The sequence below is a fragment of the Paenibacillus sp. 37 genome, from assembly GCF_008386395.1.
In the GTDB taxonomy this organism is placed as follows: Bacteria; Bacillota; Bacilli; order Paenibacillales; family Paenibacillaceae; genus Paenibacillus; species Paenibacillus amylolyticus_B.
Map to the genome: position 1 here is coordinate 1,932,645 of NZ_CP043761.1, position 26,808 is coordinate 1,959,452.

A 26,808-nucleotide genomic window follows, 5' to 3' on the forward strand; every position below is an offset into this window, starting at 1 on the left:
AGGGTGATTACATGGGTGCAGCAACCCCCGTCGTTGAGTTAAAACAAATTACGAAGCGTTTCCCAGGCATTGTTGCCAACGACGCCATCAGCCTTCAGCTTCGTAAAGGCGAGATCCATGCGCTACTGGGCGAAAACGGCGCTGGTAAGTCAACGTTGATGAATATTGTATTTGGTCTCTATCAGCCAGATGAAGGTTCCATTGAAGTGAATGGCAAGCCTGTCATCATCGACAGCCCTAACCGAGCGATCGATCTTGGCATAGGCATGGTGCATCAGCATTTTAAACTTGTACAGCCGTTCACGGTAACAGAAAACATTATTTTGGGATCTGAACCAACGAAGGGTCTCAATATTAACTATAAAAAAGCAGCCGCTGAAGTTCAGCGTCTTTCCGAACAGTATGGACTTAAGGTGAATCCTCATGCCAAAATTCATGATATTTCTGTCGGAATGCAGCAACGTGTAGAGATTGTTAAAACATTGTATCGCGGTGCAGACATTCTGATTTTTGACGAGCCTACAGCCGTATTGACTCCTCAAGAGATCAAAGAACTGATGATCATCATGAAGAAGCTTGTAGCTGAAGGAAAGTCCATTATTTTGATCACGCACAAACTGAAAGAAATCATGGAAATCTCCGATACGGTAACGATTATTCGACGGGGGAAAGTGATTGATTCGGTCAAAACTTCGGAAACAAATCCGAATGAGTTGGCAGAGAAAATGGTGGGGCGGAATGTCACATTCAAAGTGGACAAAAAACCGGCTACACCTGGAGCCAATGTGCTCGAAGTCAGTAAATTAACGGCTAAGAATAAAGAAGGTATTTCGGTTCTGAACCAACTTAACCTGAACGTACGTGCAGGAGAGATTGTCGGAATCGCAGGCGTGGATGGTAACGGCCAAAGTGAACTGATTGAAGCCCTTACTGGACTTCGTAAAGTAGAGAGCGGTTCAATTCTTTTGGAGGGCAAGGAGCTGTCCAATCATTCTCCGCGCCATATCTCGGAGTCGGGTGTAGCCCACATTCCAGAAGATCGACATAAACACGGACTTGTACTTGATTTTTCAGTGAGTGAAAATATCGTTCTGGAATCGTATTATAAAGCACCATACACCCGTAAAGGGTTCCTTAACTTCGATGCCATCAAACAGCAGGCGAAGCGACTTGTTGAGGCATTTGACGTGCGTACACCAAGCATCGAGACCAAAGCTCGGTCCTTGTCCGGAGGAAACCAGCAAAAGGCCATTATTGCCCGTGAGGTAGATAAAAACCCTGAACTGCTTATTGCTGCGCAACCAACACGTGGTTTGGATGTAGGGGCTATTGAGTTCGTGCAAAAGCAACTGATTGCACAGCGCGATCAAGGGAAGGCTGTTCTGCTGATTTCATTTGAGCTTGATGAGATTATCAATGTATCTGACCGAATTGCTGTTATTTATGAAGGCCAGATCGTTGGCGAGGTGCTGCCGGAAGAAACCAATGACAGGGAGCTCGGCTTGATGATGGCGGGCAGCACCCAAAAGAGAGGTACTGCGCATGAATAACGTATTGAAATGGTTTACCCGAGATTCATTTATTTTGCCTGTAGTAGCTATTATTATGGGTCTTATTCTCGGTGGAGTTGTCATGCTGATTGGTGGCTACAATCCAATTGAAGCCTATGGTGCACTGTTCACCAAGGTATTTGGTGACATGTACAACTTTGGTGAAGCAGTACGGGAAATGACACCACTAATTATGACTGGACTTGCATTTGCATTTGCATCACGTGCAGGGTTGTTTAATATCGGAGGAGAAGGTCAATTTCTCGTTGGTATGACCGCTGCAACATTTGTTGGTGTTAAATTTGCAGGTTTGCCGATCTACCTTCATGCGCCACTGGCTTTGATTGCCGGTGCATTGTTTGGTGGTCTGTGGGCCGCTATTGCTGGTTATCTGAAGGCGGCACGTGGGGTCAATGAAGTTATCAGCAGTATCATGTTGAACTGGATTGGTCTGTACTTGGCAAATTTGATCGTTCGTCAATTTCTCTTACTTCCAGGTGAGAATCGTTCGGCAGACATTAGTGATTCTGCATCAATAAGTCTGACTTGGCTATCTGAGTTGATGGGGGACTCACGTGTACACCTGGGTACATTGATTGCCGTAGTTGTAGCTGTATTATTCTACATCTACATGTGGAAGACAAAACAAGGCTACGAAATTCGAGCGGTAGGTCTTAACTCTAATGCAGCAGAATATGCAGGAATGAATGTTAATAGAAATATTGTAAAAGCCATGTTTATTAGTGGCATGCTTGCAGGTCTTGGTGGTGCCTTTCAAGTCTTGGGGGTATTCCATTATCAAACATTAATGACAGGTTCGCCTGGAACAGGGTTTGATGGGATCGCAGTTGCCCTGATTGGTTTGAATCATCCATTTGGGGTTTTATTGGGTGCAGTGCTGTTTGGTACCCTCACGTACGGATCAGCAGGAATGAGCTTTGCCGCGGATGTACCACCTGAGATTATTCGGATCGTCATCGGTTCGATTATCTTCTTCATTGCAGCACAAGGCATCGTGCGCTGGGTACTTAAACCGTTCTATTCCAAGCGCAAGAAAGAGAAGGTGTTGTAGATGGACTTGTTGACAATTGGGCAAATTATCAATACGACGCTTGTCTTTGCCACGGCATTGATTTTTGCATCACTCGGTGGAATTTTCTCGGAAAAGTCAGGTGTGACCAACCTTGGACTTGAAGGGTTTATGGTCTTTGGGGCCTTTGCAGCTGGAATCGGAGCGCATTATGCTCAGGAAGCAGGCATGGGGGGAACAACATCAGCCTGGATGGGTATTTTGCTCGCAATTATACTGGGCGTACTGGTATCGCTTATCCATGCTGTTGCGTCGATCACATTTAAAGCAGATCAGATTATCAGTGGTATAGTGATTAACTTTTTGGCAGCGGGAAGTACGCTTTACTTGGTTAAGTTACTGTTTGAAGGGGCAGGAGATTCTCCTTTAGTACAAGGATTTAACAAGTTTAATGTACCGTTCTTGGAGAACATACCTCTTTTAGGAGAGGCTTTCTTCAAAAATGTATATCCGACAACATATCTTGCGATTCTTTTTGTGTTCCTGACATATTATATTATGTTCAAAACACCATTTGGTCTTCGTCTTCGTTCAGTGGGTGAACACCCAAGTGCAGCAGATACGGTTGGCGTCAAAGTCCTTCGTTATCGTTATATTGGAGTTATGATCAGTGGTGCGCTTGCGGCCATTGGTGGAGCTGCAATTACATTGACGACCACAGGTACATTCTCACACAATACGGTTTCAGGCCAAGGTTATATTGCCATTGCAGCAATGATTTTTGGTAAATGGAATCCAATCGGTGCATTCGGTGCAGCTGTATTTTTCGGTTTCTCACAAGCGATTAGAAACTATGTACAGATGTTTGAATGGACCCAAAGTATTCCCCAGGAAATTATCTATATGCTGCCCTATATGTTAACACTTATCGTTCTTGTAGCGGCTGTAGGACGTTCTTCGGCCCCGTCTGCACTTGGCGAAGCTTATGATCCCGGGAAAAGGTAGTTAATTTTTTTGAATTAACCAAAAGCCTCTCATTATTCATATTATTGAGGTAGTCATTCTAATTTATAAACTGGCGCCGGTACTCTACCGGCGCCAGTTTATTTGTATCTGCACGTATAGCTGTTTTTTATTGTAGTTAAGAATTTTTTTTGGTATATTTTTCTTTATAATCAATAAAAGTTATGTTAATATATTTTTATACCATATAAGAAAGAGAGATGAAATTAATTTGAAACTTAAAAAAATATTAGTGAGTAGCTTAACTGCAACACTTCTAGCTGGTGTTAGTATTCCTGCATATGCCTCAGAAAATAGCTTAGTTGAGTCTCAAGCTATGAATTCTCAAAGCTTAGATTTAAATGAATCTAATGATATGGAAATGAGCGAAGTGTTAACATTTGATGAATTAGTCTCAGTAATTGCTGAAGATACTGGTAAGTCAGTAGAAGAGACAAAGGAAAAAATTTTAAACAACTATAGTAAAGAAAATCATAGATCCATAACTCCTTCCTCTGTTACAATTCAAGCTGCTAAGTTTAGAACATTCAAGAAACAGGTAACTACTAATCGTTATGGGATTTATAAACCTACAATTAACTTTTATTGCCAAACTAATGAGAGTGGAAGCTTTAGAGGAATTGAAAAGATCTTAGAAGTATCAATGAATAGAGCAGATAACCACCGAGCTTACATTTTTGAAGGTTATATATATACTCATCTTGAACACGCGAATAAAATTCATTTTATTGTGAACGGTGATTTTTATAAAGATGGAAGTGTTTCTTGGGAGGTAGGCGCTGAGATTGGTATTGGAAAATATGCTACTTTAAATGCTAAGGTTAGCGGCAATACTGAGAAAAAGTATGATCTTATTTATGCTGCGGATGATGTTATCTTTTAATCATACTGATAATCTTTGCAATAGAGTTTAGTTTTTTGATAATACTATGTCTATTAAATTTACTTAAATAGTACGAGCCACGGAGAGATAATCGTGGCTCGTTTTCATTTTTTCAATGAAGTTTAATTTATTTTACTCAAAATTAATGTGTTTTTTAAATATGTTTTAGTATAGAAAATTCATTATTTAAATAGGGACAAAGAAACAGGCGAATTCAGTGATGGACGAATACACTGTTTTGAACGATCCGAGGAGGAGGGGAAAGTATGAAACAACAAGTTACGCGTGATGAAGCGATGAAATTAATAGGCAAAAATATTGTTGCAATCAAAAAAGACGGCACTCGGGTTACGGGAAAGCTGTTGAAAGTATCGGGCAACAAACTGGTACTCAAGCGTTTGAATGGCAAAAAAGTACGTACAAAAGCGATTCTGCCACTGGTATTGTTTGATCTGCTCGCTATTGCCACACTGCCTTATGCTTATGGAGGTGGTCCCGGCTTCGGTCCCGGATATGGACCTGGACCAAAACCAGGCCCTGGATATGGTCCAGGCTACGGACCGGGATATGGACCTGGAGGACCTGGTGGCGGATATGGACCTGGTCCTGGATTCGGCCCTTATGGTCCAGGTCCACGCCCACCAGGAATTTTCTAGGACATTCTATAATGTTTTTTCCAATTCGTAGCAGCGGCTGATCATGATGTATCGAATCGCGCTGTATCCATTTTTTTGATAAAACTGAAGTCCTTTGGTATTTCCCTCATCCACCATCACTTTAGATCTTCGACAACCCCTGGATGCCGCAAAGCTCTCTGCTTTGAGCAACAAAGTTTGCCCGTATCGTTTGCGTTGTTCTTTCGGACTAACGGCCATCATATCGACATATAGCAATTCCCCATGCATGAGAAAATGGATGAATGCCACAGCAGCTTTGTCTGGCTCCGGCGAGACAACAAAGGTCATGCCCCTGTTCATTCGCAGGGGTATTTCTTTGCGGATTTTATTTATTTCCTTTTCGCTCATATGGGATAAAGGAACAAGTTGAGTGTCAATCAGCTTCATGATGGCGCCATCATCCAGCTTGGATGTGCGTTGCCGAATCACCATGCGGAGCCTCCTTTCAGGACCAGTCGTGCTGCTCGTATATCCTATGCCCGAGGCAAGATAAAAGGTGACTGAATGAAGCGCTGGGATTAGGGCAACCTTATAGGCTGGAGAGGGAGGAAGGGAGGTTCTCTGAATTTTTATGCAAAACAGGTATTGACTTATCGGTTGGAGGAATCATATAATGTTCCTAACATTTAACGAGAATATTTCATCGGCTATGAAGAGGACGAAGTTTTAAGGGCTCTTTTGCTCAGAGAGTGGCTGGAATTGCTGAAACCACCACCATTATCCCTTATATACGAGCTCACCTCGGAGCTGTTTTCCTGAAAAGCACTGGATGTCACTCCTTTCGCGTATTAGGGAAAATCGTATGTCTGCGTTACAGACAACAGGTATGGGAAACGACTATGTTCGTTTGAGCTATTCGTTTTGTTGTACCTGGTAAGGTCCGTTATTGCGAAATTTCGGGCAAAGTTGGGTGGTACCACGGAAGCGATAACCTTTCGTCCCTCGCAAGCATGAACTTGTTTGCAGGGGATGGAAGGTTTTTTTTGTAACTTTAAATGTCAGAATGGTGTAAATTCCGAGAGGAGGATGACTAATGGGAGCTCAAATTCCAGAAGTACGATCGACAGATGAATTACGTGAAAAATGGATGAAGCCGGAGGTCATTAGCGGTTCCGAGATTCTGCTGAGAAGCTTGTTGCTTGAAGGTGTGGATTGCGTATTTGGTTACCCGGGTGGCGCGGTGTTGTACATTTACGATGCAATGTATGGTTTCGAGGATTTCAAACACGTCTTAACCCGTCACGAACAAGGTGCAATTCATGCAGCTGACGGATATGCACGTGCAAGCGGCAAAGTTGGTGTTTGTATCGCTACCTCCGGGCCGGGAGCAACCAATCTGGTTACTGGAATAGCCACGGCATATATGGATTCTGTGCCGCTGGTTGTCATTACGGGAAATGTTAATTCCAGCCTGATCGGCTCGGATGCTTTCCAGGAAGCAGATATTACCGGGATTACAATGCCGATCACCAAACACAGCTATCTGGTAAAAGATGTTAAGGATTTGTCGAGTATCATTCATGAGGCGTTCCATATTGCCAACACTGGCCGTAAAGGTCCTGTACTGATAGACATCCCGAAAGATGTATCAGCCAACAAAACCTTGTTTGAACCAAGTACTGAACCTGTTACATTAAGGGGGTACAATCCACGGACAGTACCAAACAAACTGCAGGTTGACCGTTTGGCTCAGGCCATTCAGGAAGCAGAACGTCCAATGATTCTGGCTGGTGGCGGTGTGGTATACTCGGGAGGACATGAAGAACTGTTCGAGTTTGTTGAGAAGACAGGCATTCCAATTACGACTACTCTCCTTGGTCTAGGCGCATTCCCAAGTGGGCATGAACTATGGACAGGGATGCCAGGAATGCACGGAACATACACATCCAACCTGGCCATCCAACAGTCGGATCTGCTGATTAATATCGGCGCACGATTCGATGATCGGGTAACAGGCAAGCTGGACGGATTCGCTCCACATGCCAAAATCGTTCATATCGATATTGATCCGGCTGAGATTGGTAAAAACATTGCAACTGATATTCCAATCGTTGGTGATGTGAAGACCGTACTTGAAATAGCCAACAAAGAAGTTGGACGTGCAGAGCGTGCAGATGCATGGAGAGACCAGATCAAACAGTGGAAACAAGAGAAGCCGTACAGCTATACGGATTCAGACGAAGTGCTGAAACCGCAGTGGGTTGTTGAAATGTTGAATGATACAACCAAAGGTGAAGCGATTGTGACTACGGATGTGGGACAACATCAGATGTGGGCGGCACAGTATTACAAGTTTAATCAACCACGTTCATGGGTAACTTCGGGTGGTCTCGGAACGATGGGCTTTGGATTCCCTTCTGCAATTGGTGCTCAGATGGCCAATCCGGACAGACTCGTTATCTCCATTAACGGTGACGGCGGAATGCAGATGTGTTCCCAAGAACTCGCAATCTGTGCTATTAACAATATACCGGTAAAAATTGTGATCATTAACAATCAGGTACTCGGAATGGTTCGCCAATGGCAGGAACTCATCTATGAGAACCGGTACAGCCACATTGATCTGGCAGGAAGTCCGGATTTTGTAAAACTGGCTGAAGCATATGGTGTGAAAGGATTGCGTGCAACGAATAAAGAAGAAGCAGCGCGTGCTTGGCAGGAAGCTTTGGATACACCAGGACCAGTCGTTGTAGAATTCGTAGTACGCAAGGATGAAAATGTGTACCCAATGGTTCCGCAGGGAGCAACAATTGATCAAATGCTGATGGGGGATGCTGACGAATGATTAGACATACGATTTCAATATTGGTAAACGATCAGCCAGGCGTCCTTCAGCGGGTATCAGGGTTGTTCGGTCGACGCGGATTTAACATTGAGAGCATTACAGTAGGTCAATCGGAAGAACCCGGACTCTCCCGGATGGTTATTGTCACCATTGGTGACGATAAAACGCTGGAGCAGATTGAGAAACAATTGTACAAAATCATCGATGTTATTAAAGTGGTTGATTTCAGCCTGAAACCGATGGTAGCCCGTGAACTTGCTTTGATTAAAGTGAAAGCAGAGCCTTCCGAGCGTCCTGAAATTCTGGGTGTGGTAGAAACATTCCGCGCATCGGTTGTAGATGTTGGTCCAGGCAGCCTGATCGTACAAGTAGTCGGAGATACGGACAAAATTGATGCTATGATTGAATTGCTCAAGCCATATGGCATTCGCGAATTGTCCCGTACAGGCATTACTGCATTGGTACGCGGCAACGTATAAAGCTATAATGAATGAAGAGGGACGGCGGTTAGCTAACATATACAGTTGATCTTATGTGAGTGTCAGTCCCTTTACAGTTGTAATTTAACATTTTAGTGATGTAACGCTTGAAAATATAGCTACATTCCCGCATTAATGGGCGGGTGTCTGAACGGATCGGATCAGACCAGAGATGCTTTTGACACTCCAAGCGAGTCGGTCCCTTGAGACACCCGCTCATTAATGAAGGGTTCTTTACAATACAAAGGAGGACTTATAAACATGCCAGTAACTACTTATTATGAACAGGATGCAGAGCTTAACGTATTGAAAGGAAAAACGATCGCGGTAATCGGTTATGGTAGCCAGGGCCACGCCCAAGCTCAAAACCTTCGTGATAGCGGATTGAATGTAGTCATCGGACTTCGTGAAGGTAAATCCTTCGACACTGCAAAAAATGACGGATTTGAAGTTCTGTCCCCGGCTGAAGCAACAAGCCGTGCAGATGTAGTTCAAATCTTGCTGCCAGACGAAACTCAAGCTTCTGTATACAAAAACGAAATCGAACCAAACCTGAAAGAAGGCGCTGCATTGCTCTTCTCACACGGTTTCAACGTTCATTTCGGTCAAATCGTTGCTCCAAAAAACAGCGATGTATTGCTGGTAGCTCCTAAGTCTCCTGGTCACATGGTACGTCGTACTTATGTGGAAGGTTTTGGTGTACCAGGCCTGATCGCGATTGAGCAAGATGCAACGGGTAAAGCTAAAGAAATCGGTTTGGCTTATGCTAAAGGTATCGGTTGTACACGCGCAGGGGTTATCGAAACTTCCTTCCGTGAAGAAACAGAAACAGATCTTTTCGGTGAGCAAGCTGTTCTGTGTGGTGGCGTGAGTGCATTGGTAAAGGCTGGATTCGAAACATTGACAGAAGCGGGTTACGCTCCTGAAATGGCATATTTCGAATGTCTGCACGAGCTGAAGCTGATCGTTGACATGATGTATGAAGGCGGACTTTCAAGCATGCGTGATTCCATCAGTAACACAGCTGAGTACGGTGACTATGTAACTGGACCTCGCGTTGTAACTGAAGATACGAAGAAAGCAATGAAAGAAGTGCTGACGGATATCCAACAAGGTAAATTCGCACGCGACTTCATTCTGGAAAACCAATCCGGACGTGCATTCCTGACAGCAACTCGTCGTAACGAAGCTGAACACCCAATCGAAGTGGTTGGCGGACAATTGCGTGAGATGATGCACTGGATCAAAAAGTAAGCATTAACTTCTAGAACATGCACTTTAAGGTATTCAAGTAAACTTAGAGCTTTAACTGGGAATAGCGGCCGTGCTTATGCGTGAGCCGCTATTGCTGGTTCAGAGAAACATATAATAACAAGTACAGGAGGTGCGAAGCGTGCGTAAAATCTATGTATTTGACACAACGCTGCGTGATGGAGAGCAATCCCCGGGAGTCAATCTGAACACTCGTGAAAAGGTGGAAATTGCCCATCAGCTCGAGCGGCTTGGCATTGACCGGATGGAAGCGGGTTTCCCGGCGGCATCTCCAGGTGACCTGGCAGCTGTCAATGCAGTAGCAAATGCGGTCAAAAATGTGACTGTAATTGGCTTGTCCCGTTCCAGAGAGCAAGACATTGATGCGGTTAAAGAAGCACTTAAAGGTGCGCAGGACCCGTGCATTCACGTTTTCCTGGCAACTTCGCCTATTCACCGCCAACATAAATTGCGCATGGACAAAGCGCAGGTACTGGATACAGCTCGTTCCGCAATTCGTTATGCGAAGAAAACATTTTCGAAGATCGAATTCTCCCTTGAGGATGCAGGTCGTACCGAGTATGATTTCCTCGTGGAAATGGTGAATATGGCTGTTGAAGAAGGTGCAGCTGTCGTGAATATTCCGGATACGGTTGGTTACCTGAGCCCATATGAATACGGAAACATTTTTAAACATCTCAAGGAGAATGTGCAAGGCATTGAAAAGGTACAGCTGAGTGCCCACTGTCATAATGACTTGGGTATGGCGACGGCCAATACACTTGCAGCCATTCTCAACGGAGCCGATCAGATCGAAGGTACGATCAATGGCATCGGTGAACGTGCGGGGAACACGGCGATCGAGGAAATTGCTATGGCACTGGAGACACGTCAGGAATTTTTCCAGGCGAAAACATCGCTGCAGTTGTCTGAAATTGCACGGACCAGTCGTTTGGTTAGTCGTTTGACAGGTATGGTTGTGCCTGGAAACAAAGCCATTGTTGGGGCAAATGCCTTCGCACATGAATCCGGCATTCACCAGGACGGCATGCTGAAGGAAAAAACAACGTATGAGATTATGACTCCAGAGTCCATCGGTCTGAAGGAAAGTAAACTTGTACTGGGTAAACATTCTGGTCGTCATGCCTTCCGTGAACGGTTGATTGATCTGGGATATGAGCTGGAAGAAGAAGCATTGAATCGGGCTTTCGCCCAGTTCAAAGATCTGGCTGATAAGAAAAAAGAAGTTACTGACGAAGATCTGCTTGCCGTAATCGAAGAGAAATTGCAGGATGCACCTGAGGTGTATAAACTGGAATCCATCTTCGTAACGTACGGAGATGAATCGGTACCAACGGCCAAAGTCCGCATTGCAACGCTTGACGGGGATACGCTTGAGAAGCAAGCAGAGGGTAATGGATCGGTAGATGCAATCTACAATGCGATTGACCAAGTGAGTGGGGAAGACGTAACGTTGTCTGACTACTCCATCAAATCGGTAACGCATGGTAAGGATGCATTGGGTGAAGTACATGTTGTGCTGACTCAGAATCAGGTTTCGGTACAAGGACGCGGCGTAAGCACAGATATATTGGGTGCAAGTGCACGTGCCTATGTAGACGGCCTGAATCAATTGATTGAGAAGCGCAAGACATATACGAACCGTGTAAACGTTAACCTGTAGGCTCCGATGCAAGAAGCACGCACCCTTCATTGAACTGAACTATAAGCCGAGACACATGTATGCTGCTAGAATAATCAATCTTTAATTTAATTGATTTAGTAGATCGTTTCGGCTTACTTTGCTCCGTTCAGTGAGGGACGTAAAGAGTCTGACTCTCCTGTGGAGGGTCAGACTCTTTTGCTTGTATTTATATAATTATGGCAGTGAAACACAGTGAATATTTTACGGTTATCATCACATTGACTTACGCTATCAAGCTATTACCACGCGTATGCATTAGGTGCATGTCCACCTGGACCTGGGAAAATCTCATCCAGACGTTTGAGCACAGCTTCATCCAATGTCACGTCCAGACATTTGAGTGCGGTCTCAAACTGCTCCAGCGTACGTGGTCCGATAATCGGGGCGGTCACTGCAGGATTGGCTGCAACCCATGCTAAAGCCACCGTATCCTGTGGTTCACCGAGATCACGACACAGTGTGGCAAAGTCTTCAAGCTGAGTTTGCTGCTGCTCGATCCGTCCAGCGATCCCCCCGCTGCGTGTTCCTTCCACCTTCTGCAGAGCGTTACGTCCCAGTAAACCACCATCCAGTGGACTCCATGGAATGACGCCGAGGCCCAGCTCTTTGGCAGCGGGCAGTACTTCCAACTCAGGCAAACGACAGTTGAGACTATATTTATGTTGTTCGGAAACCAGGCCGAGGAAATGACGATTTTTGGCTTCGCTTTGAGCGATTGCAATCTGCCATGCAGCAAAGTTACTTGATCCTACATAACCGATTTTACCCTGATGAACGGCATTCTCGAACGCACCCCACAGCTCATCCCATGATATGGCAGGGTCTACATGATGCATCTGGTACAGCTCAATATGATCGGTCTGTAAGCGGCGGAGGGAACCCTCGAGATGCCGTCTGATTTTGTAGGCGGAGAGGCCAGCTTCGTTGTTGGGACCATCTGTATCATCATGCATGGAGCCGTAGACTTTGGTGGCCAGAACGACTTTCTCACGTCTGCCACCACCCTGGTTGAACCAGCGTCCGATAATTTCTTCGGTAAGACCGGAATTCTCACCCCAGCCATAGATGTTAGCGGTATCAAAAAAGTTCACGCCTGCATCAAGTGCTGCGTCCATAATTCGAAAAGCTTCTTTTTCATCTGTAGCAGGCCCAAAATTCATGGTACCGAGACAGATTCGGCTGACCTTGAGGCCTGATTTACCCAAATACGAATATTGCATGTTGCTTATCCCTCCTGCGTACCTGATTTGAATTCAGCTATATTTTAACCCAGCCGGGAGGTCAGAACAACTTGGAAAGGCCAATCTCTATTGGCTTATAGGTAAAATCTATTAAAGTCATAGATTGTATATCTTGGTCAAATGACCTTGGAATATGATACAAAAGAGAGAGTTAATATGAGACGTTACTTTATGAATAATTAATGAATGAAATATAAGGAGTGGACAACCCAATGGCAGACGTAAAAAAAATTGCAGTTATTGCAGGTGACGGAATCGGCCCTGAAGTCGTAGCTGAGGCTGAGAAAGTTCTTAAACGTACGGAGGAAGTATTCGGTTATCGTTTTGAGACAGAGCATGCCCTGTTTGGTGGAATCGCGATTGATGAGAAGGGTACACCTCTTCCTGAAGAAACACTGAGCGTATGTAAAAGTGCAGATGCGGTTCTGCTTGGAGCGGTTGGTGGTCCTAAATGGGATAACAACAGCAAAGAGCTTCGCCCGGAAACAGGCCTGCTGGGTATTCGCAAAGCACTTGGATTGTTCTCCAATCTGCGTCCGGCTGTTGTATTTGATTGCCTGAAGGATGCTTCAACTCTGAAGCCTGAAGTACTGGAAGGTACAGATCTGATGGTGGTACGTGAATTGACAGGTGGGATCTACTTCGGAGAGAAGTTCAGACGTGAAAGTGCACAGGGCGAAGAGGCTGTGGATACATGTGCATATAATGTAACAGAAGTGGAGCGGATCGTTCGTCAGGCATTCGAAATTGCGCAAGGACGTCGCAAAAAGCTGGCTTCTGTAGACAAAGCCAACGTATTGGAAACTTCCCGTCTCTGGCGTGAAGTTGTGAACCGGGTAGCACCGGATTATCCGGATGTTGAACTGGAGCATGTACTGGTAGACAACTGCGCAATGCAATTGCTGCGTCGTCCGTCCAGCTTCGATGTCATCGTAACGGAAAACATGTTTGGAGATATCTTGAGTGATGAAGCAGCTATGCTGACAGGTTCCATCGGTATGCTTGCATCTGCTTCACTGGGAGAGGGCAGCTTCGGACTCTATGAACCGGTACATGGTTCCGCACCGGATATCGCAGGTCAAGGCCTCGCTAATCCGATTGCAACCATTCTCTCTTTGGCGTTGATGTTCCGTACAACCTTTGGTTATGCAGAAGGTGCGGATGCCATTGAAGCAGCTGTGTCGGATGTATTGAACGCAGGACACCGGACAAGTGATATTGCTGTAGACAAGAGCACAGCGATCAGCACGACCGAAATGGGCGATTTGATCGTGGCGGCTATTCAGAAACAGGCGTAATTATATTACCAACTACAGGCAGCCCTTTGTTTCCAGTTATGGAATGTACAGAGGGCTGTTCATTTATCATTTTTGCCACGTAAAATCCTTATTTATAATGATTATAAAAAAATAATGTTTATAATCTTGACTTTGGGAAGTCCGGATGATAACATTTTACTTGTACTTGTTATCAAGTATCAAATCATTTTAATTACAGGAAAGGCGTACGCGTTTTTCTTGATGATGAGCAATCCGCAAGGTTGCTTACATAATCCCAAAGGAGGAATTTTTAGTTATGGCAGAACGTTTGGTAGGTAGACCAGCACCGGATTTCGCAATGGAAACAGTATCGGGAGACGGACAAGACTTTGGTTCCGTTAAACTGTCCGATTATCGTGGCAAATGGCTTGTATTCTTCTTTTATCCTTTGGACTTCACATTTGTGTGCCCAACTGAAATTACAGCTTTGAGCGTTGCTTCCGAGCAATTCAAAGCTTTGGATACAGAAATCCTTGGCGTGAGCGTAGACTCCGTACACAGCCACAAAGCATGGATCAACACACCTGTAGACAGCAATGGTCTGGGTCAATTGAACTTCCCATTGGCTTCCGATATCACGAAGCAAGTGGCTAAAGATTACGGCGTTCTGATCGAAGAAGAAGGCGTAGCATTGCGCGGTCTGTTCATCATCGATCCAGAAGGCGAATTGAAATATCAAGTGGTTAACCACAACGATGTAGGCCGTAGTGTTGAAGAAACACTTCGCGTACTGCAAGCACTGCAATCCGGCGGATTGTGTGCAATGAACTGGAAACCAGGCGACACTAACCTGTAAGCCAGATTAACTTGAACGGTTTTTGTTCAAGCCCTCATCCCGTTAGGGATTGAGGGCTTTTTGCACCCTTTTGGCTGAAGTTATCACGAAGTTAATTAAAAGTGTTTGAACAAGCAGCTAAGCGTGTTAATAATATATTAGAAGAAAGTCTTCTTTTTATCTGTTGAAAGAGGAATTGATGGCCTTTAAGGCGAATAGGGTATGGAAACCCGGTAAATATTCCGGTGCTCTGCATTTATAATCTGTACATGAATGTGATACACTGATGGAACTATTCCTTTTCGGAAGTGCTGTAAGTGTACGGGATGGCATTTTAACAAAAAAGTCCCGGCACGTAATAAGGAGGGTGAACAAAAATGAGTTACTGTTGTGGGGCAAGTATGGTTGGAACGAAGGGCACGCTGAAGCATTACCGCACCCAGGTTCATAATGTTCCCCTGCTGTTTTGCCCGGTGTGTCACCGGGTCGAGGTGCATTATAAAGTGGAAAACGAATACGAAATTCTGGCTGAATATGCGCATGGAGACGGTGCATCCGAGATCGACTTTCAAGATTATGTTACAGAAGATGAGGATGCCATTTTCGAAAACTGTGTAAACCGTGAGAGCGAGGATGCCATGGTCATTGTACAGCGCCAGATTGATATGGCTCTGGACCTGCTCAGGCTCGCCAAGGAAACCAAAGACGAGAAGTGGGAAAGCGAACTTAAACGTCGATTAGCTGTGATGAGTCAGCGCAGACTGAAAATTCAGCATAATAAGACCGGACTATAGATGATCTCGGATATATCACCAATTAAAGATATTAAAAACGAAGCTGATTTGCCTATTGGGTGAAACGGCTTCGTTTTTGTGCTGTATTCTGGAACTAATTCGAGGTTTTTTTTAAAATAATTTCCATTCGACACTTTCTCCGATTGACTCTCTTCTATAAACTTGTCTATGATAAAAACAGACTTGCAAAAGAGGCGGAGCAAAAAATGTTCGTGTTTGGGAATAGGAGAAGGTCAGAATGGGACAAACGTATATGATTTTCCGGATCGACTGTTGGTTACCGGGAATAGACCAGCTTGAGTTCCGGCCATGCCATCCATATTTTCGGCTCAGCCCCCCAACGAAAGGGCACCGGTAATGAAAAATAAAATCGGCCCTTCCTGTTTCTGTGATGATATGATGTCCGAATGGCAAGTTTATCATTTACGTGAAAAGGAGGAACCTGACATGATTAGTGAATTTCAGGATACAGTGCCTCAACCAACGAATGGATTCCCGCCTGTGCATCTGGATAACAACAAGTACGAGAATGTACTGGAACATCTGGATAGCGGTATTATGTTGTTTGACAGTCACGGTGTATTGACGTTTATTAACGTTCAGATGGCAAAGTTGTTGGAACTTCCAAGAAGTCTGTTGAGCGGCTGCACCCTGATGCAAATGCTGCATCATCCACAGATGAGCCGATTCAAGAAAAAGAAAATTTTACGTATCTATCGGGAAACTATTTTTCACCGTAAGCGCTATCATGAATTGATTGATGAATACGGAAGGCATTGGCTGGTTACTGTGACGTACGGTGATCAGATGGATGGCGACTTCTTGTTCAGCGTCAAAGATGTATCTGATTATAAACAAATTGAACAGACCGCTTATCAAAATGACAAACTTGCGATGCTGGGGCGAATTTCAGCATCTATTGCTCATGAAATTCGTAATCCGTTGACTGCAATCCGTGGGTTCATCCAACTGCTTAGGCCCCATTTGCTGCAGCTCGGCAAAGACGAGTACGCTCGAATCATACTGACGGAGATTGATCGGGCGAATGACATCATCTACGAATTTTTGAATTCTTCCAAACCGTCAGCTCCACAGAAGACCGTGATACCCGTCGACTCTTTGCTCAAAGAGGTGGTCTTGCTGACCGAAAGCGAAGGTTTGATGAAGGGATGCGAGATCGTACTGGATGAAGGGGATGCCCCGTTGAATGTATCCATTGATGTCAAACAGATTAAGCAGGTTATTTTGAATATGGTGAAAAACGCAATGGATGCCATTGAGGAAGTCGGCGAAGAACATACGGGTCTAATTCGAATATCTACCGCCACGGAAAACAAGTTCGTGCAGATCTCCATCGCGGATAACGGTCATGGAATGGACCATAACACGCTTGTACGTCTGTTTGATCCATTCTTCACGACCAAGGAGAGCGGAACGGGGCTTGGACTTTCGGTGAGTTACCGAATCATCAAGAACCATGGAGGCACCATCTCTGTGGATAGCAAAAAGGGCGAAGGCACGCGGTTTATAATTATGTTACCCTTGGTATATTGAGAAAAGCGTGGAGTTAAGGAGTTGGCCATTTGCCAACTCCTTTGTTTTATGTTGCCAATAACGGTTATAGTTAGTAATGAATGCGAATACATAAGCTCCATAACGGAAGGATGAGATGCAGATGGAAATCCAAGGAATGGAACGAATGAATCAACAACTGATGGATCACGTGGGAAAAGTGATTGTGGGAAAAGAGCATACGATAGAGCTGGTAATGACAGCGATCATAGCGTCAGGACATGTGCTGCTGGAGGATGTGCCGGGTACCGGAAAAACGATGCTTGCCAAATCGGTAGCCTCTTCATTGGACTGCACATTCCAACGGATACAGTTTACACCGGACTTGTTGCCCTCGGACTTAACAGGGATTCATTTTTTTAATCAAAAAGAAGGGGATTTTGAATTTCGACCCGGCCCCTTGTTTGCCAATCTTGTACTAGCCGATGAGATTAACCGGGCTACACCGCGTACACAATCAAGTTTGCTGGAGTGTATGGAAGAGCGCCAGATCAGTATCGATGGTTCAACGAGACAGCTGGAACGGCCATTCATCGTTATCGCCACCCAGAATCCTGTAGATAACCAGGGGACTTTTCCGCTACCTGAAGCGCAGATGGATCGTTTTATGATGAAAATTCGCATGGGTTATCCAAGCAGTGAAGAGAGTGTAGAAATTTTGAGACGTACGGTAGCCAGTCGTTCTGTTGATGATCTCTCGGCAGTGATCAGTCGTGAAGAACTTTTGAAGGCGCAGGATACGTATAAAACAGTGCAAATCAACGAAGATTTGCTACGATATATCATTCAGTTAACCGAAGCAACAAGGCAACATCCCGAGCTCTCGCTTGGCGTAAGTCCACGAGGGGCTCAGGCATTACTCAAGGCAAGTCAGGCATGGGCTGCACTGCATGGCAGAGACTTTGTGTTGCCTGATGATATTAAAGTACTGGCGGAACCTGTGCTGGCGCATCGACTGGTATTCCGTAACCGGATCAGACAACAAGAGGGCTTGGCGGAGCGTATCATCCAGGAACTTCTGAATCAGACAGAAGTGCCTACGGAGAATCTCGCTACAAGCGGGCGTTAATCTTATGGCATTATTATGGCTTGTCCTTGTTGGAGGCATTGTCGTTGTTATACATGGTGTGTGGTTTGGACGACCTGCACTGCGAAAACTCAGGTACAGCAGACAATTCAGCAAGCTGCGTTGTTACGCCGGAGATGAACTTGAGATGGTGGAGACGATATCAAATGAGAAACGAGTCTCCGTACCTTGGCTCAGACTTGAATCGATGATGCCAGTGTCGTTTGTATTTCGTTCCGGTTCAGGTATGGATATTAGTCAAGGCGAAATCTATCAGAACCATAAGAGTATTTTTACGTTAAAACCGTTTACTCGTATTACGCGCAAGCATCCTTTTACATGTACTCAGCGTGGGATTTATCCATTAAATACAGCAACGATGACAGGTGGGGATCTCTTTGGTGTGTGGCGTTCCACCAAACCGATTCCTTTGCAAATGTCTATGATCGTGTATCCTTCATTAGTGAATACAGAGGATCTTCCTGCAATTTATCAGGTATGGCAGGGAGAAGTGGAAGTATCACGATGGATCGTTGAAGATCCTTTCTTGATCCTGGGTGTTCGGCCTTATGGTGCAGGCGACCCCATGAATCGTATTCACTGGAAAGCGAGTGCACGTACAGGTGAATTACAAGTCTACAAGCAGGGATGGACGGCTGATCCGCAATCCTGGATTGTAGTCAACATTCAGGAATCTGCAGATATGTGGAGTGTTGTTACTCGACCGGAAAAGATTGAACGGGCACTTCGTTACGCTGCCACGGCTGCAGTGGATGCCATCGGTAGAGGGTTGCCAGCAGGTTTCGCCCATAATGGTTATCATGTGGGTGGAGGCCGCGATACCCTTCGGATTGAGCCGGATTATGGCACCCCCCATCTGGAACGGTTACTGGAAGCTATGGCTGAGACAGAGTTGAAATGCATGGTGCCCATGGAGCAATTCCTGAATGATGAAGTACGTCTGAATGAAGAAGCACAGCAAATCCGCAGCTATATGCTGATTACATCCTATGTATCTGCCGCTATGGAGCACGAGATTGCACGTCTGCACGAACAAGGACATCGTGTAACAATTCTCCCGGTAGAGGACGTGAAGGGTAATACAAAGGCGGTGAGTGCATGAGGAACAGACCGGTAGCGACGACCACAGGACTCATAGCCATGCTTGCCGTCTTGATGTCTGGCATATACCTTTTTCCGATATTTACACTTGCTTCATTCTACGCAATGGAACATTTGCCGTACACATTATTCATCCTGGTTGTTCTTCTAGGTTGGTTGGGACAGTTCATTCAGCATAAAATTCCAGGTTTTAGCGAGAAAAGTACACTCATTCGTGGACTAGCGGCACTCGTCATAGGATTTCTCTTCGCACTCGTTGTTGGGATGAGCCTTATTCTCCCGTTGCCGGATATCATCACATTGGTACTGTGTGGAGTCATCTCGGCTTATGCAGGTCTGACCTTCCAGCCAGTCTTTCATTCTGTGTTGTTATGGCGCTTGCAGATTATGGGTGTAATCAGTGCAATTGTACTTATGATTGCTTCGAATTCGTTGGAATTCATGCAGCCGATACAAACCTACACTGTATGGATCTATATTGCGGGAGTGATCAGCTTTGCCTTTTGGCTGGTTGGACGATATATGCTGCAACTGGATCAGGCCATACTCAATGATGACAAGAGAAGATTGGTATTAAGAGACTTTGCACGTGCGAATCATCAGCGGTTCATGTGGATGTTTATTGTTATCGTTGCGATTGGTGCTTTCCCAAGTCTGGCTGCCTGGCTGGGGCCGCTGCGTGACCGCTTGCTCGCATGGATCAGGGGATGGTTTGGTCCGATTTCCGGCGAGGAGCCACGATTACCAATGGACAACCCCAATCAGCCGCTAAATATACCGAATGACTGGAGAGAGCCGCCATCCGAGCCCTCAGTCTTCTGGAACATCCTCGGGTGGGTAGTGATGTGTGCTGTAGCCGGAGCAATCCTGTGGCTGCTTCTGAGGTTGGGACAAAAAACGATAAACAGATTTATGGATCGATTCAAGGGGATGTTACAACCAGGTGAAAAGAAGGCAGAACCACGGACGGAGTATATCGATGTCAGTGAGACACTTGATGCGCCTGCAAAAGTCCGAAAGAATTGGTTTCGGAAGAAAGAAGCGCCACCTGCACAGGATGCTGAACGTGTTCGGTATTACTATCGGACTTGGATTGAAAGAGCCACTCATCGAGGTGTGGAAATACAGGGGACGCAGACTCCGCTGGAGGTTGCACAGACTATTATTCAGAATGGTATGAAGGTAGAAGAAGATGAGCTGTCTGCGAGACTGCCAGATACGTATAATGCCGTTCGTTATGGAGAGAAAGCTCCCGATCGTTCCGATATGGTTGAGATTGACCGAATCTGGAGATCTTATCGAAGTAAATAAGTCCGGAATCCCTTTACTTTTCTTGTCACGTTCAAGTATCATGAGAGGAATACACAAGTTGGTCAGAAAAGGAGCAGACATTAATGAAGACAAATCATTGCAAAATTGTAGATTGTACGATCCGTGATGGCGGATTGGTGAATAATTGGGACTTTAGCGTGGACTTTGTTCAACAGCTGTATGCTGGATTGAATGAAGCTGGCGTTGATTATATGGAAATTGGATATAAGAACTCTCCGAAGTTGCTTAAAGGTGCCGAGGAAGCAGGACCGTGGCGTTTCCTGAACGATGATTTCCTGCGTAAAGTTATTCCTCAAAAAGGAAATACCAAACTGTCTGCACTGGTTGACGTTGGACGTGTGGACGAAAATGATATCTTGCCTCGTAGTGAGAGCATGCTGGATCTGATCCGGGTTGCCTGCTACAGCAAAGATGTGGACAAGGCACTTGCACTGGTTCAAACATTCCATGATCGTGGATATGAAACTACACTTAATATTATGGCACTCTCCAATGTTATGGAGAATGAATTGCTGGAAGCATTTGAATTGATCAAAGAAAGCGCTGTGGATGTTGTTTACATTGTAGACTCCTACGGTAGCTTGGACCATAATGATGTGAAATATCTGGTAGAGAAGTTCAAGACTCACTTGCCTAACAAACGTCTTGGTGTTCACACACATAATAATATGCAACTTGCGTTTTCTAACACATTGGTTGCGGCAGAACTTGGCGTCGAACTGCTTGATGCTTCTGTGTATGGTATGGGCCGTGCTGCTGGAAACTGTCCAACCGAATTGCTCGTAGCTCATCTGAAAGGAACAAAATACAATCTGCGTCCAGTACTTGGTGTATTGGAACAGTTGATGGTTCCACTGAGAGAAAAAGAAGAATGGGGTTACATTCTGCCTTACATGATTACAGGCGCGTTGGACGAGCATCCACGTTCAGCGATGGCGATTCGCTCATCGGAAGACAAGGATAAGGTTGTTGATTTCTATGATAAATTAACAACACCAGAAGTGAATTTTGATAAGTAATATAGTCTGAAATACAGTTGCAAAATAGGAAAACATGGACTCTAACTGGAGATCCATGTTTTTTTAGTTCTTAATGCCTTGTTTTTCTCTATATTTATGAATAAATATTCCTAGGAGTAACTATTTTTTAGTTCACGTATACAAAATTAAATGTTATTATGTACCAGATAGCATGTGTATGCATGTGAATTGAACGTTGGTTAATATTTTTTTGTCGAATCGTGTAGTAAGCTGTTAAGTTTGGTTAATGTAATTCAGGATAGGTGATCCCGGGAAGGAAAACACGCATGAAGGTTAATCTGCAAGATCAGAGAAAAATAAGTTGGGTCGCTGTATGCGGCTTATTGTGTTTCCTCGCAAGTCAATGGTTTCGTTCTTCTTCAAGCTCTGATCTGACCATATCGGGTTACCCGGTTTTGACACTCTTGGGTGGATTTGCTGCGGCAGCAGCTTGTATCGGCATCTATAATCAAAGCTGGTTGTTTCGGACACAGAAGCTAACCCTTCGGAGGACAGTATTGACCACACTCTTTTTATTGATTGGTCTGTTTGAACTGGTTCATATCGTTTCATTTGCAGAAGAGATTCCAAATGGAGCCATGATGGAATCGGATTTCTCCTTAATGATGTCAACCATGGGATCTTTGGTATGTTCTGTAGGTTTACTGCTCGTGTATACCTTAAATGAGAAAGAAATTGCATTACCACGCAAATTCTTACTGTTCAGTGGGACATTGGGTACCTTTGTTATTTTGTACATACTGGCTATTCAGGAATGGAGTATGTTGCCAAGTATGCTTGATGGAGATGTGCTTGGTGGAATCTTCACCCGCGTTCATTTTATGGTTGGATTGCTCTATGGCATTATTGCAGTTCTTTTGTTTGTACAATGGAAAAAAACCAAAGATGGTGATCTACCAACCATTCTGTGTGGCATTCTGTGTTTCTTTTTTGGTGAATGTTATTTTGTTTCAGCAACTGGGGTGAACGATCTCAATTTGCTGTTAGGATTGCTGAGTAATTGTATGGCCTATTTTTTCATTCAAAAAGGGCTGTATACGTCCGTAGTGGACACGCCTTTCCTGCAACAGCAGGTCGCGGAAGCCAAGATGAACTATATTGCTCATCATGATGATGTAACGGGACTTCCAAACCGTCGTCGCCTTTCACAGCGGTTGAAAAAGATGATGGATGATGCCGTGGTGGAGGAACAGCTTGTTGGTGTACTGGTCCTGAATATTAATCGGTTCAAAACCATTAATGATTCGCTCGGACAGCAAGCAGCTAACCGGGTTTTGCGTCAGGTAGGCCAACGACTGAAACATTTGTCACTTCCAGGAGAAGAAGTCTTTGGATTGGGAAGAGATGAGTTTGCATTAACGATGACAGATTTCAGTTCAACCGATACAGCGTTGCGTCGGACAAGATCCATATTGCAACTTTTTGAGAAGCCGGTCTTGGTTGATGGCAATGAGTATCATCTTACACTTGGAATCGGGATGGCCATTTTCCCACATGATGGCGAATCACCACTGGAGATTATTCAGAATGCCGATACGGCTTTGCACAGTGCTAAGGAACAAGGAATGGAACTGAATCGTTTTGCCCATGCGATGCAGATGAAGGCACAGGAGCGTTTGCAGCTTGAGAATGATCTGCGCAAGGCGTTGGATCGAGGTCAGTTCTACCTGGTTTACCAGCCGCAGGTTAATCTGCAAAGTGGGCTAATCGTTGGCATGGAAGCCTTGGTGCGTTGGCAGCATCCGCAGCGAGGCCCGGTATCTCCGGCGGAATTTATTCCTCTGGCTGAAGAGAGTGGGCTCATTGTGCCACTTGGCGAATGGGTGCTTCGTGAAGCGTGTGCACAGAACAAACAGTGGCAGGAAGCCGGTTATCGTAAACTGTGTGTTTCGGTGAATCTGTCGATGAGACAATTCAGGCATTCCCATTTGTTGGACAATATCAATGGCATTCTCAAAGAGACGGGACTAGAGCCTGTATGGCTTGAACTGGAGATTACAGAGAGCATGACATTTGACAAAGACCGGTCATTCGAACAGTTGCGCAAAATCAAAGAAATTGGTGTGCATATCAGTATTGATGATTTTGGAACGGGATACAGCTCGTTGCACTATCTGAAGGATCTGCCGATTGATCGACTCAAAATTGACCGTTCATTCGTGAATGAAGTCATGGAGGACAGCAATAACGCCGCAATCGTATCTACCATCACTTCAATGGCACATCATTTACAACTGAAAGTCACAGCTGAGGGCGTGGAGAACGAAGATCAGATGGTCTTTCTTCGCAATCAACACTGTCACGAGGCTCAGGGTTATTTCTTCAGCAAACCGATTAAAGCCGCTGAATTTGAAAAGCAGTTTTTGAGAGATGTGGATAAGCCTACAGGCTAGGGAACAGCGGGGGTGCGAGGGTGCTCCTGCTTTTTTTGATGGATTCGAAATGAAAAAAATGGGAAATATGACTTGCATGCTATAGAGGATCATGGTATATTATTCTTTGTAAAATCACTGTTAACTTCCGAACGGAACTTAATGATTAGATCGTCAATCATGCGGGTGTAGTTCAATGGTAGAACTTTAGCCTTCCAAGCTAATAGCGTGGGTTCGATTCCCATCACCCGCTTAACGAAGCAGTGCCAAAGCCCTTGCGATGCAGGGGCTTTTTCTATTGCTCTAAAAGAAATCCGGTGGTAACAGCGATCAGAAGATTGTTCTGTCTTCGTAGTTGCGAGTAAGTAAGCACTCTTTAGTTTAATTTATATAACCTTTGCTTTTTTACAATGATCTGGTACAATAACGGAGAAATTGATACTACACATGAATGAGAGGTAACCATACGTCCCATGAAGTAAAACACATGAATTGAACCCCAGTTAACTGCAGACGGTTTTATGACGCAGTCAGCCAGAGCGGCTGAGCAATGAGGGGATTCGTGTGTCCAAATTCAGCTATGGGAAAAGGTATGGAACAAGTAAGCCTTGAAGGTTTACGTGTACCCTGTGTTTGGGGTTTCTTTGTTCATGCCGTAGCTTACCTTAGATCTGTCTTTGAATGCTTGATCCAACCCTGAATTGCCAAACCGCCGGCTGATGCCAGCGGTTTTTTTTATTCAGCAAAAAGGATGCAGGAAGGATGAGGCCTCATGATGACATTGGTACGCTTACATGAAGTATCAAAAGAGTGGAACGGTAATGAATTGTTTACAGGATTGAATTTGGAGATTAATGAGGGCGAGCGACTCGCTATTTTGGGTCGCAACGGATGCGGCAAGACAACGTTGTTACGTATCATTTTGGGTGAGGAGCATGGTGGTGGACGGATTGAACGTCATATCCCTCAGCAGGAATGGGGGTTCATGCGCCAGCGCTCGGAGATTGAGGCCGGGATGAATGTACTGGACGCGGTCCGGCGTGAGAGCGGTCAGATCTATGAAGTAAAACGGAACTTGGAAGAACTGGAACAACGTTTGAGCATCAGCACTGAAGCGGACGAAGAGCTGCTTGCAGCTTATACACAAGTGATGGAGCAGTATGAACAGTTGAACGGTTATATGTGGGAAACTGAGGTAGAGAAAGTACTGACTCGCCTTGGATTATCTGCAGAGCATTGGAATAGACCCTATCATTCCTTGAGCGGTGGACAAAAAACAAAGGCTCGTTTGGCGGGACTACTTGTCAGCAAGCCCAAATTCCTGATCCTGGATGAACCGACGAATCATCTGGATGAGGGAAGCATGCGCTGGCTTGAAGAGTGGTTATCCACATATGAAGGTACACTGTTATTTGTATCACACGATCGTACGTTTATTGATCAGGTAGCGACAGGAGTGATTGAGTTCAGTCCAGATGCCCTGACCAAATACAAAGGTGGATACTCCGACTACAAGATCCACAAAGAGCGTGAATTACGCGAACAGGAAACGATCTACCGCAGGCAGGAATTGGAACGTAAGGCGCTGGAAGAAACGATTCGGAATTATCAGGAATGGTTCCATAAAGCGCATAATTCGGCAACCGATGTGGAGGTGAAGATCACCCAGAGCTTCTACAAGGCCAAAGCCAACAAAAATATTTCACGATACCATGCGAAACAAAAACAGCTGGAACGTTTGGAGCGGGAACGGGTGGATAAACCTCGTGAAGCTGCAAAGTTGAACATGGAATTACAGATGAATCCACTGGCTGCACGCCAGCTTCTTGCGCTGGAAGAAGTGAGTTTTTCATACACGGGTAACGAGCCAGTGCTTCGCAACCTTCGAATCACTGTTGAACGTGGAGACCGTCTTGCCGTAAGAGGCCCCAATGGAACAGGAAAAACTACACTGTTGAAGCTGATGATTGGTGAGCTGGAACCTTCGCAAGGCAAGGTCACACGGCATCCACAGCTGAGAATCGGTTACTTTTCACAGGAACTGGAGGGACTTCCCGAGAATCTGACCCTGCTGGACAGCTTGCTTACCCTTCCATCCATGACACAAAGTGCGGCACGAACCATTCTGGGATGTTTTCTGTTTTCCAGAGATGATGTGTTCAAGCGCATTGGGGATTTGAGCATGGGGGAAAAGTGCAGAGTGGCATTTTTGAGATTGTATTTTGGCGGAGCAAATCTGCTAGTGCTGGACGAACCAACGAACTATCTGGACATTGATACCCAGGAAGTCATGGAGAATGTATTAAAACAGGCTTCAGGTGCTTTGGTGCTTGTATCCCATGACCGGATGCTGACAAAGACACTCGCGAATCGATTGTGCGATCTGGAGGCTGGAGGCACAGCAACTTTGTTTGAAGGAGGCGTGTCGGATTGGGAGCAGTCAAGCAAACTTCGGAAGCATGCGCTGGAGACCCGGGAATCCGATGACGAGAGGTTGCGATTGGAGATGCGCCTGTCGGAGTTGCTGTCTCCTGTGAGCAATGCTGGAAAAGACATTCTGACACAGCGCGAGCAATCGAATGAGCGAGCAATCGAGGCAGCTGAGATTCGCGAAATCCAGCAGCGCCTAAAACAATTGAAAGATAAGGGTGCAAGCATAAATTAGAACATGGACGGCTTGCTATTTCGATCTATTTTGCATATAATTATGAACGATCATCGATGATTATATCGATATGGGTTTAACTAACAAGTAAACGTGATGATGGAGATAAGTAAGCAGTGCCTCTGGA

At 45.1% G+C, this 26,808-nt stretch carries 21 protein-coding genes and 1 tRNA gene; 20 read left to right on the forward strand and 2 right to left on the reverse strand.

Annotation, left to right across the window (positions count from 1 at the left end; genetic code table 11):
* Positions 1–11 precede the first annotated feature (11 nt).
* From F0220_RS08820 to F0220_RS32450, 5 genes are all read left to right on the forward strand, one after another.
* Entirely contained in the window at positions 12–1,550 is a 1,539-nt protein-coding gene (locus tag F0220_RS08820; RefSeq protein WP_036610171.1) for an ABC transporter ATP-binding protein, read from the forward strand.
* A complete protein-coding gene (locus tag F0220_RS08825; RefSeq protein ID WP_105597940.1) occupies positions 1,543–2,622 on the forward strand; it encodes an ABC transporter permease in 1,080 nt (359 codons plus the stop codon). Before F0220_RS08820 ends, F0220_RS08825 begins: the two co-directional genes overlap by 8 nt.
* Positions 2,623–3,585, forward strand: a complete 963-nt coding sequence (locus tag F0220_RS08830) for an ABC transporter permease (protein ID WP_105597941.1) — start codon at positions 2,623–2,625, stop codon at positions 3,583–3,585.
* 229 nt (positions 3,586–3,814) lie between these two features.
* Positions 3,815–4,486, forward strand: a complete 672-nt coding sequence (locus F0220_RS08835) for a hypothetical protein (protein ID WP_105597942.1) — start codon at positions 3,815–3,817, stop codon at positions 4,484–4,486.
* A 266-nt stretch (positions 4,487–4,752) separates the two neighbouring features.
* Positions 4,753–5,142, forward strand: a complete 390-nt coding sequence (locus F0220_RS32450; RefSeq protein ID WP_181155329.1) for a hypothetical protein — start codon at positions 4,753–4,755, stop codon at positions 5,140–5,142.
* Between the two features lie 6 nt (positions 5,143–5,148).
* Here the strand turns inward: F0220_RS32450 and F0220_RS08845 are convergent, their stop codons facing one another.
* Complete coding sequence (locus F0220_RS08845; RefSeq protein WP_237176231.1) at positions 5,149–5,592, reverse strand: GNAT family N-acetyltransferase; 444 nt, start codon at positions 5,590–5,592, stop codon at positions 5,149–5,151.
* Between the two features lie 604 nt (positions 5,593–6,196).
* Here F0220_RS08845 and ilvB point away from each other — a divergent pair.
* From ilvB to F0220_RS08865, 4 genes are all read left to right on the forward strand, one after another.
* Positions 6,197–7,948, forward strand: coding sequence for a biosynthetic-type acetolactate synthase large subunit (ilvB, locus tag F0220_RS08850; protein WP_036610160.1), 1,752 nt, complete (start codon positions 6,197–6,199; stop codon positions 7,946–7,948).
* Entirely contained in the window at positions 7,945–8,427 is a 483-nt protein-coding gene (ilvN, locus tag F0220_RS08855; protein WP_024628317.1) for an acetolactate synthase small subunit, read from the forward strand. Before ilvB ends, ilvN begins: the two co-directional genes overlap by 4 nt.
* Before the next feature lie 261 nt (positions 8,428–8,688).
* Positions 8,689–9,681, forward strand: coding sequence for a ketol-acid reductoisomerase (gene ilvC, locus F0220_RS08860; RefSeq protein WP_036669754.1), 993 nt, complete (start codon positions 8,689–8,691; stop codon positions 9,679–9,681).
* Positions 9,682–9,820: 139 nt separating this feature from the next.
* Positions 9,821–11,362 carry a 2-isopropylmalate synthase gene (locus F0220_RS08865; RefSeq protein WP_105597943.1) on the forward strand — a complete coding sequence of 514 codons (1,542 nt, stop codon included), beginning with the start codon at positions 9,821–9,823 and terminating at the stop codon, positions 11,360–11,362.
* Positions 11,363–11,622: 260 nt separating this feature from the next.
* Here F0220_RS08865 and F0220_RS08870 read toward each other — a convergent pair whose 3' ends face one another.
* A complete protein-coding gene (locus tag F0220_RS08870; protein WP_105597944.1) occupies positions 11,623–12,603 on the reverse strand; it encodes an aldo/keto reductase in 981 nt (326 codons plus the stop codon).
* 233 nt (positions 12,604–12,836) lie between these two features.
* Between F0220_RS08870 and leuB the strand changes: the two genes are divergently transcribed.
* The 11 genes from leuB to abc-f all read left to right on the forward strand — a co-directional run bounded on the left by leuB (position 12,837) and on the right by abc-f (position 26,681).
* Positions 12,837–13,922, forward strand: coding sequence for a 3-isopropylmalate dehydrogenase (leuB, locus tag F0220_RS08875; RefSeq protein WP_017689651.1), 1,086 nt, complete (start codon positions 12,837–12,839; stop codon positions 13,920–13,922).
* Between the two features lie 277 nt (positions 13,923–14,199).
* Entirely contained in the window at positions 14,200–14,739 is a 540-nt protein-coding gene (locus F0220_RS08880; protein ID WP_036610146.1) for a peroxiredoxin, read from the forward strand.
* A gap of 356 nt (positions 14,740–15,095) precedes the next feature.
* Positions 15,096–15,512 (forward strand): hypothetical protein, encoded by a 417-nt coding sequence (locus tag F0220_RS08885; RefSeq protein ID WP_017689649.1) that lies wholly within the window; start codon positions 15,096–15,098, stop codon positions 15,510–15,512.
* A gap of 447 nt (positions 15,513–15,959) precedes the next feature.
* Positions 15,960–17,066, forward strand: coding sequence for a PAS domain-containing sensor histidine kinase (locus F0220_RS08890; RefSeq protein WP_105597945.1), 1,107 nt, complete (start codon positions 15,960–15,962; stop codon positions 17,064–17,066).
* 121 nt (positions 17,067–17,187) lie between these two features.
* Entirely contained in the window at positions 17,188–18,153 is a 966-nt protein-coding gene (locus F0220_RS08895; RefSeq protein WP_017689647.1) for an AAA family ATPase, read from the forward strand.
* Positions 18,154–18,157: 4 nt separating this feature from the next.
* The gene (locus F0220_RS08900) at positions 18,158–19,273 is read left to right on the forward strand and encodes a DUF58 domain-containing protein (protein ID WP_105597946.1); all 1,116 of its coding nucleotides are present in this window, start codon (positions 18,158–18,160) and stop codon (positions 19,271–19,273) included.
* A complete protein-coding gene (locus F0220_RS08905; protein WP_105597947.1) occupies positions 19,270–20,583 on the forward strand; it encodes a DUF4129 domain-containing protein in 1,314 nt (437 codons plus the stop codon). The genes F0220_RS08900 and F0220_RS08905 overlap by 4 nt, the downstream gene beginning before the upstream one ends.
* 83 nt (positions 20,584–20,666) lie before the next feature.
* Positions 20,667–21,623, forward strand: a complete 957-nt coding sequence (locus F0220_RS08910) for an aldolase catalytic domain-containing protein (protein WP_047842252.1) — start codon at positions 20,667–20,669, stop codon at positions 21,621–21,623.
* 287 nt (positions 21,624–21,910) lie between these two features.
* Complete coding sequence (locus tag F0220_RS08915) at positions 21,911–24,037, forward strand: bifunctional diguanylate cyclase/phosphodiesterase (RefSeq protein WP_091014835.1); 2,127 nt, start codon at positions 21,911–21,913, stop codon at positions 24,035–24,037.
* Between the two features lie 161 nt (positions 24,038–24,198).
* A tRNA-Gly gene (locus F0220_RS08920) sits at positions 24,199–24,269 on the forward strand.
* A 519-nt stretch (positions 24,270–24,788) separates the two neighbouring features.
* Positions 24,789–26,681, forward strand: coding sequence for a ribosomal protection-like ABC-F family protein (abc-f, locus tag F0220_RS08925; protein ID WP_105597987.1), 1,893 nt, complete (start codon positions 24,789–24,791; stop codon positions 26,679–26,681).
* Positions 26,682–26,808: the final 127 nt, after the last annotated feature.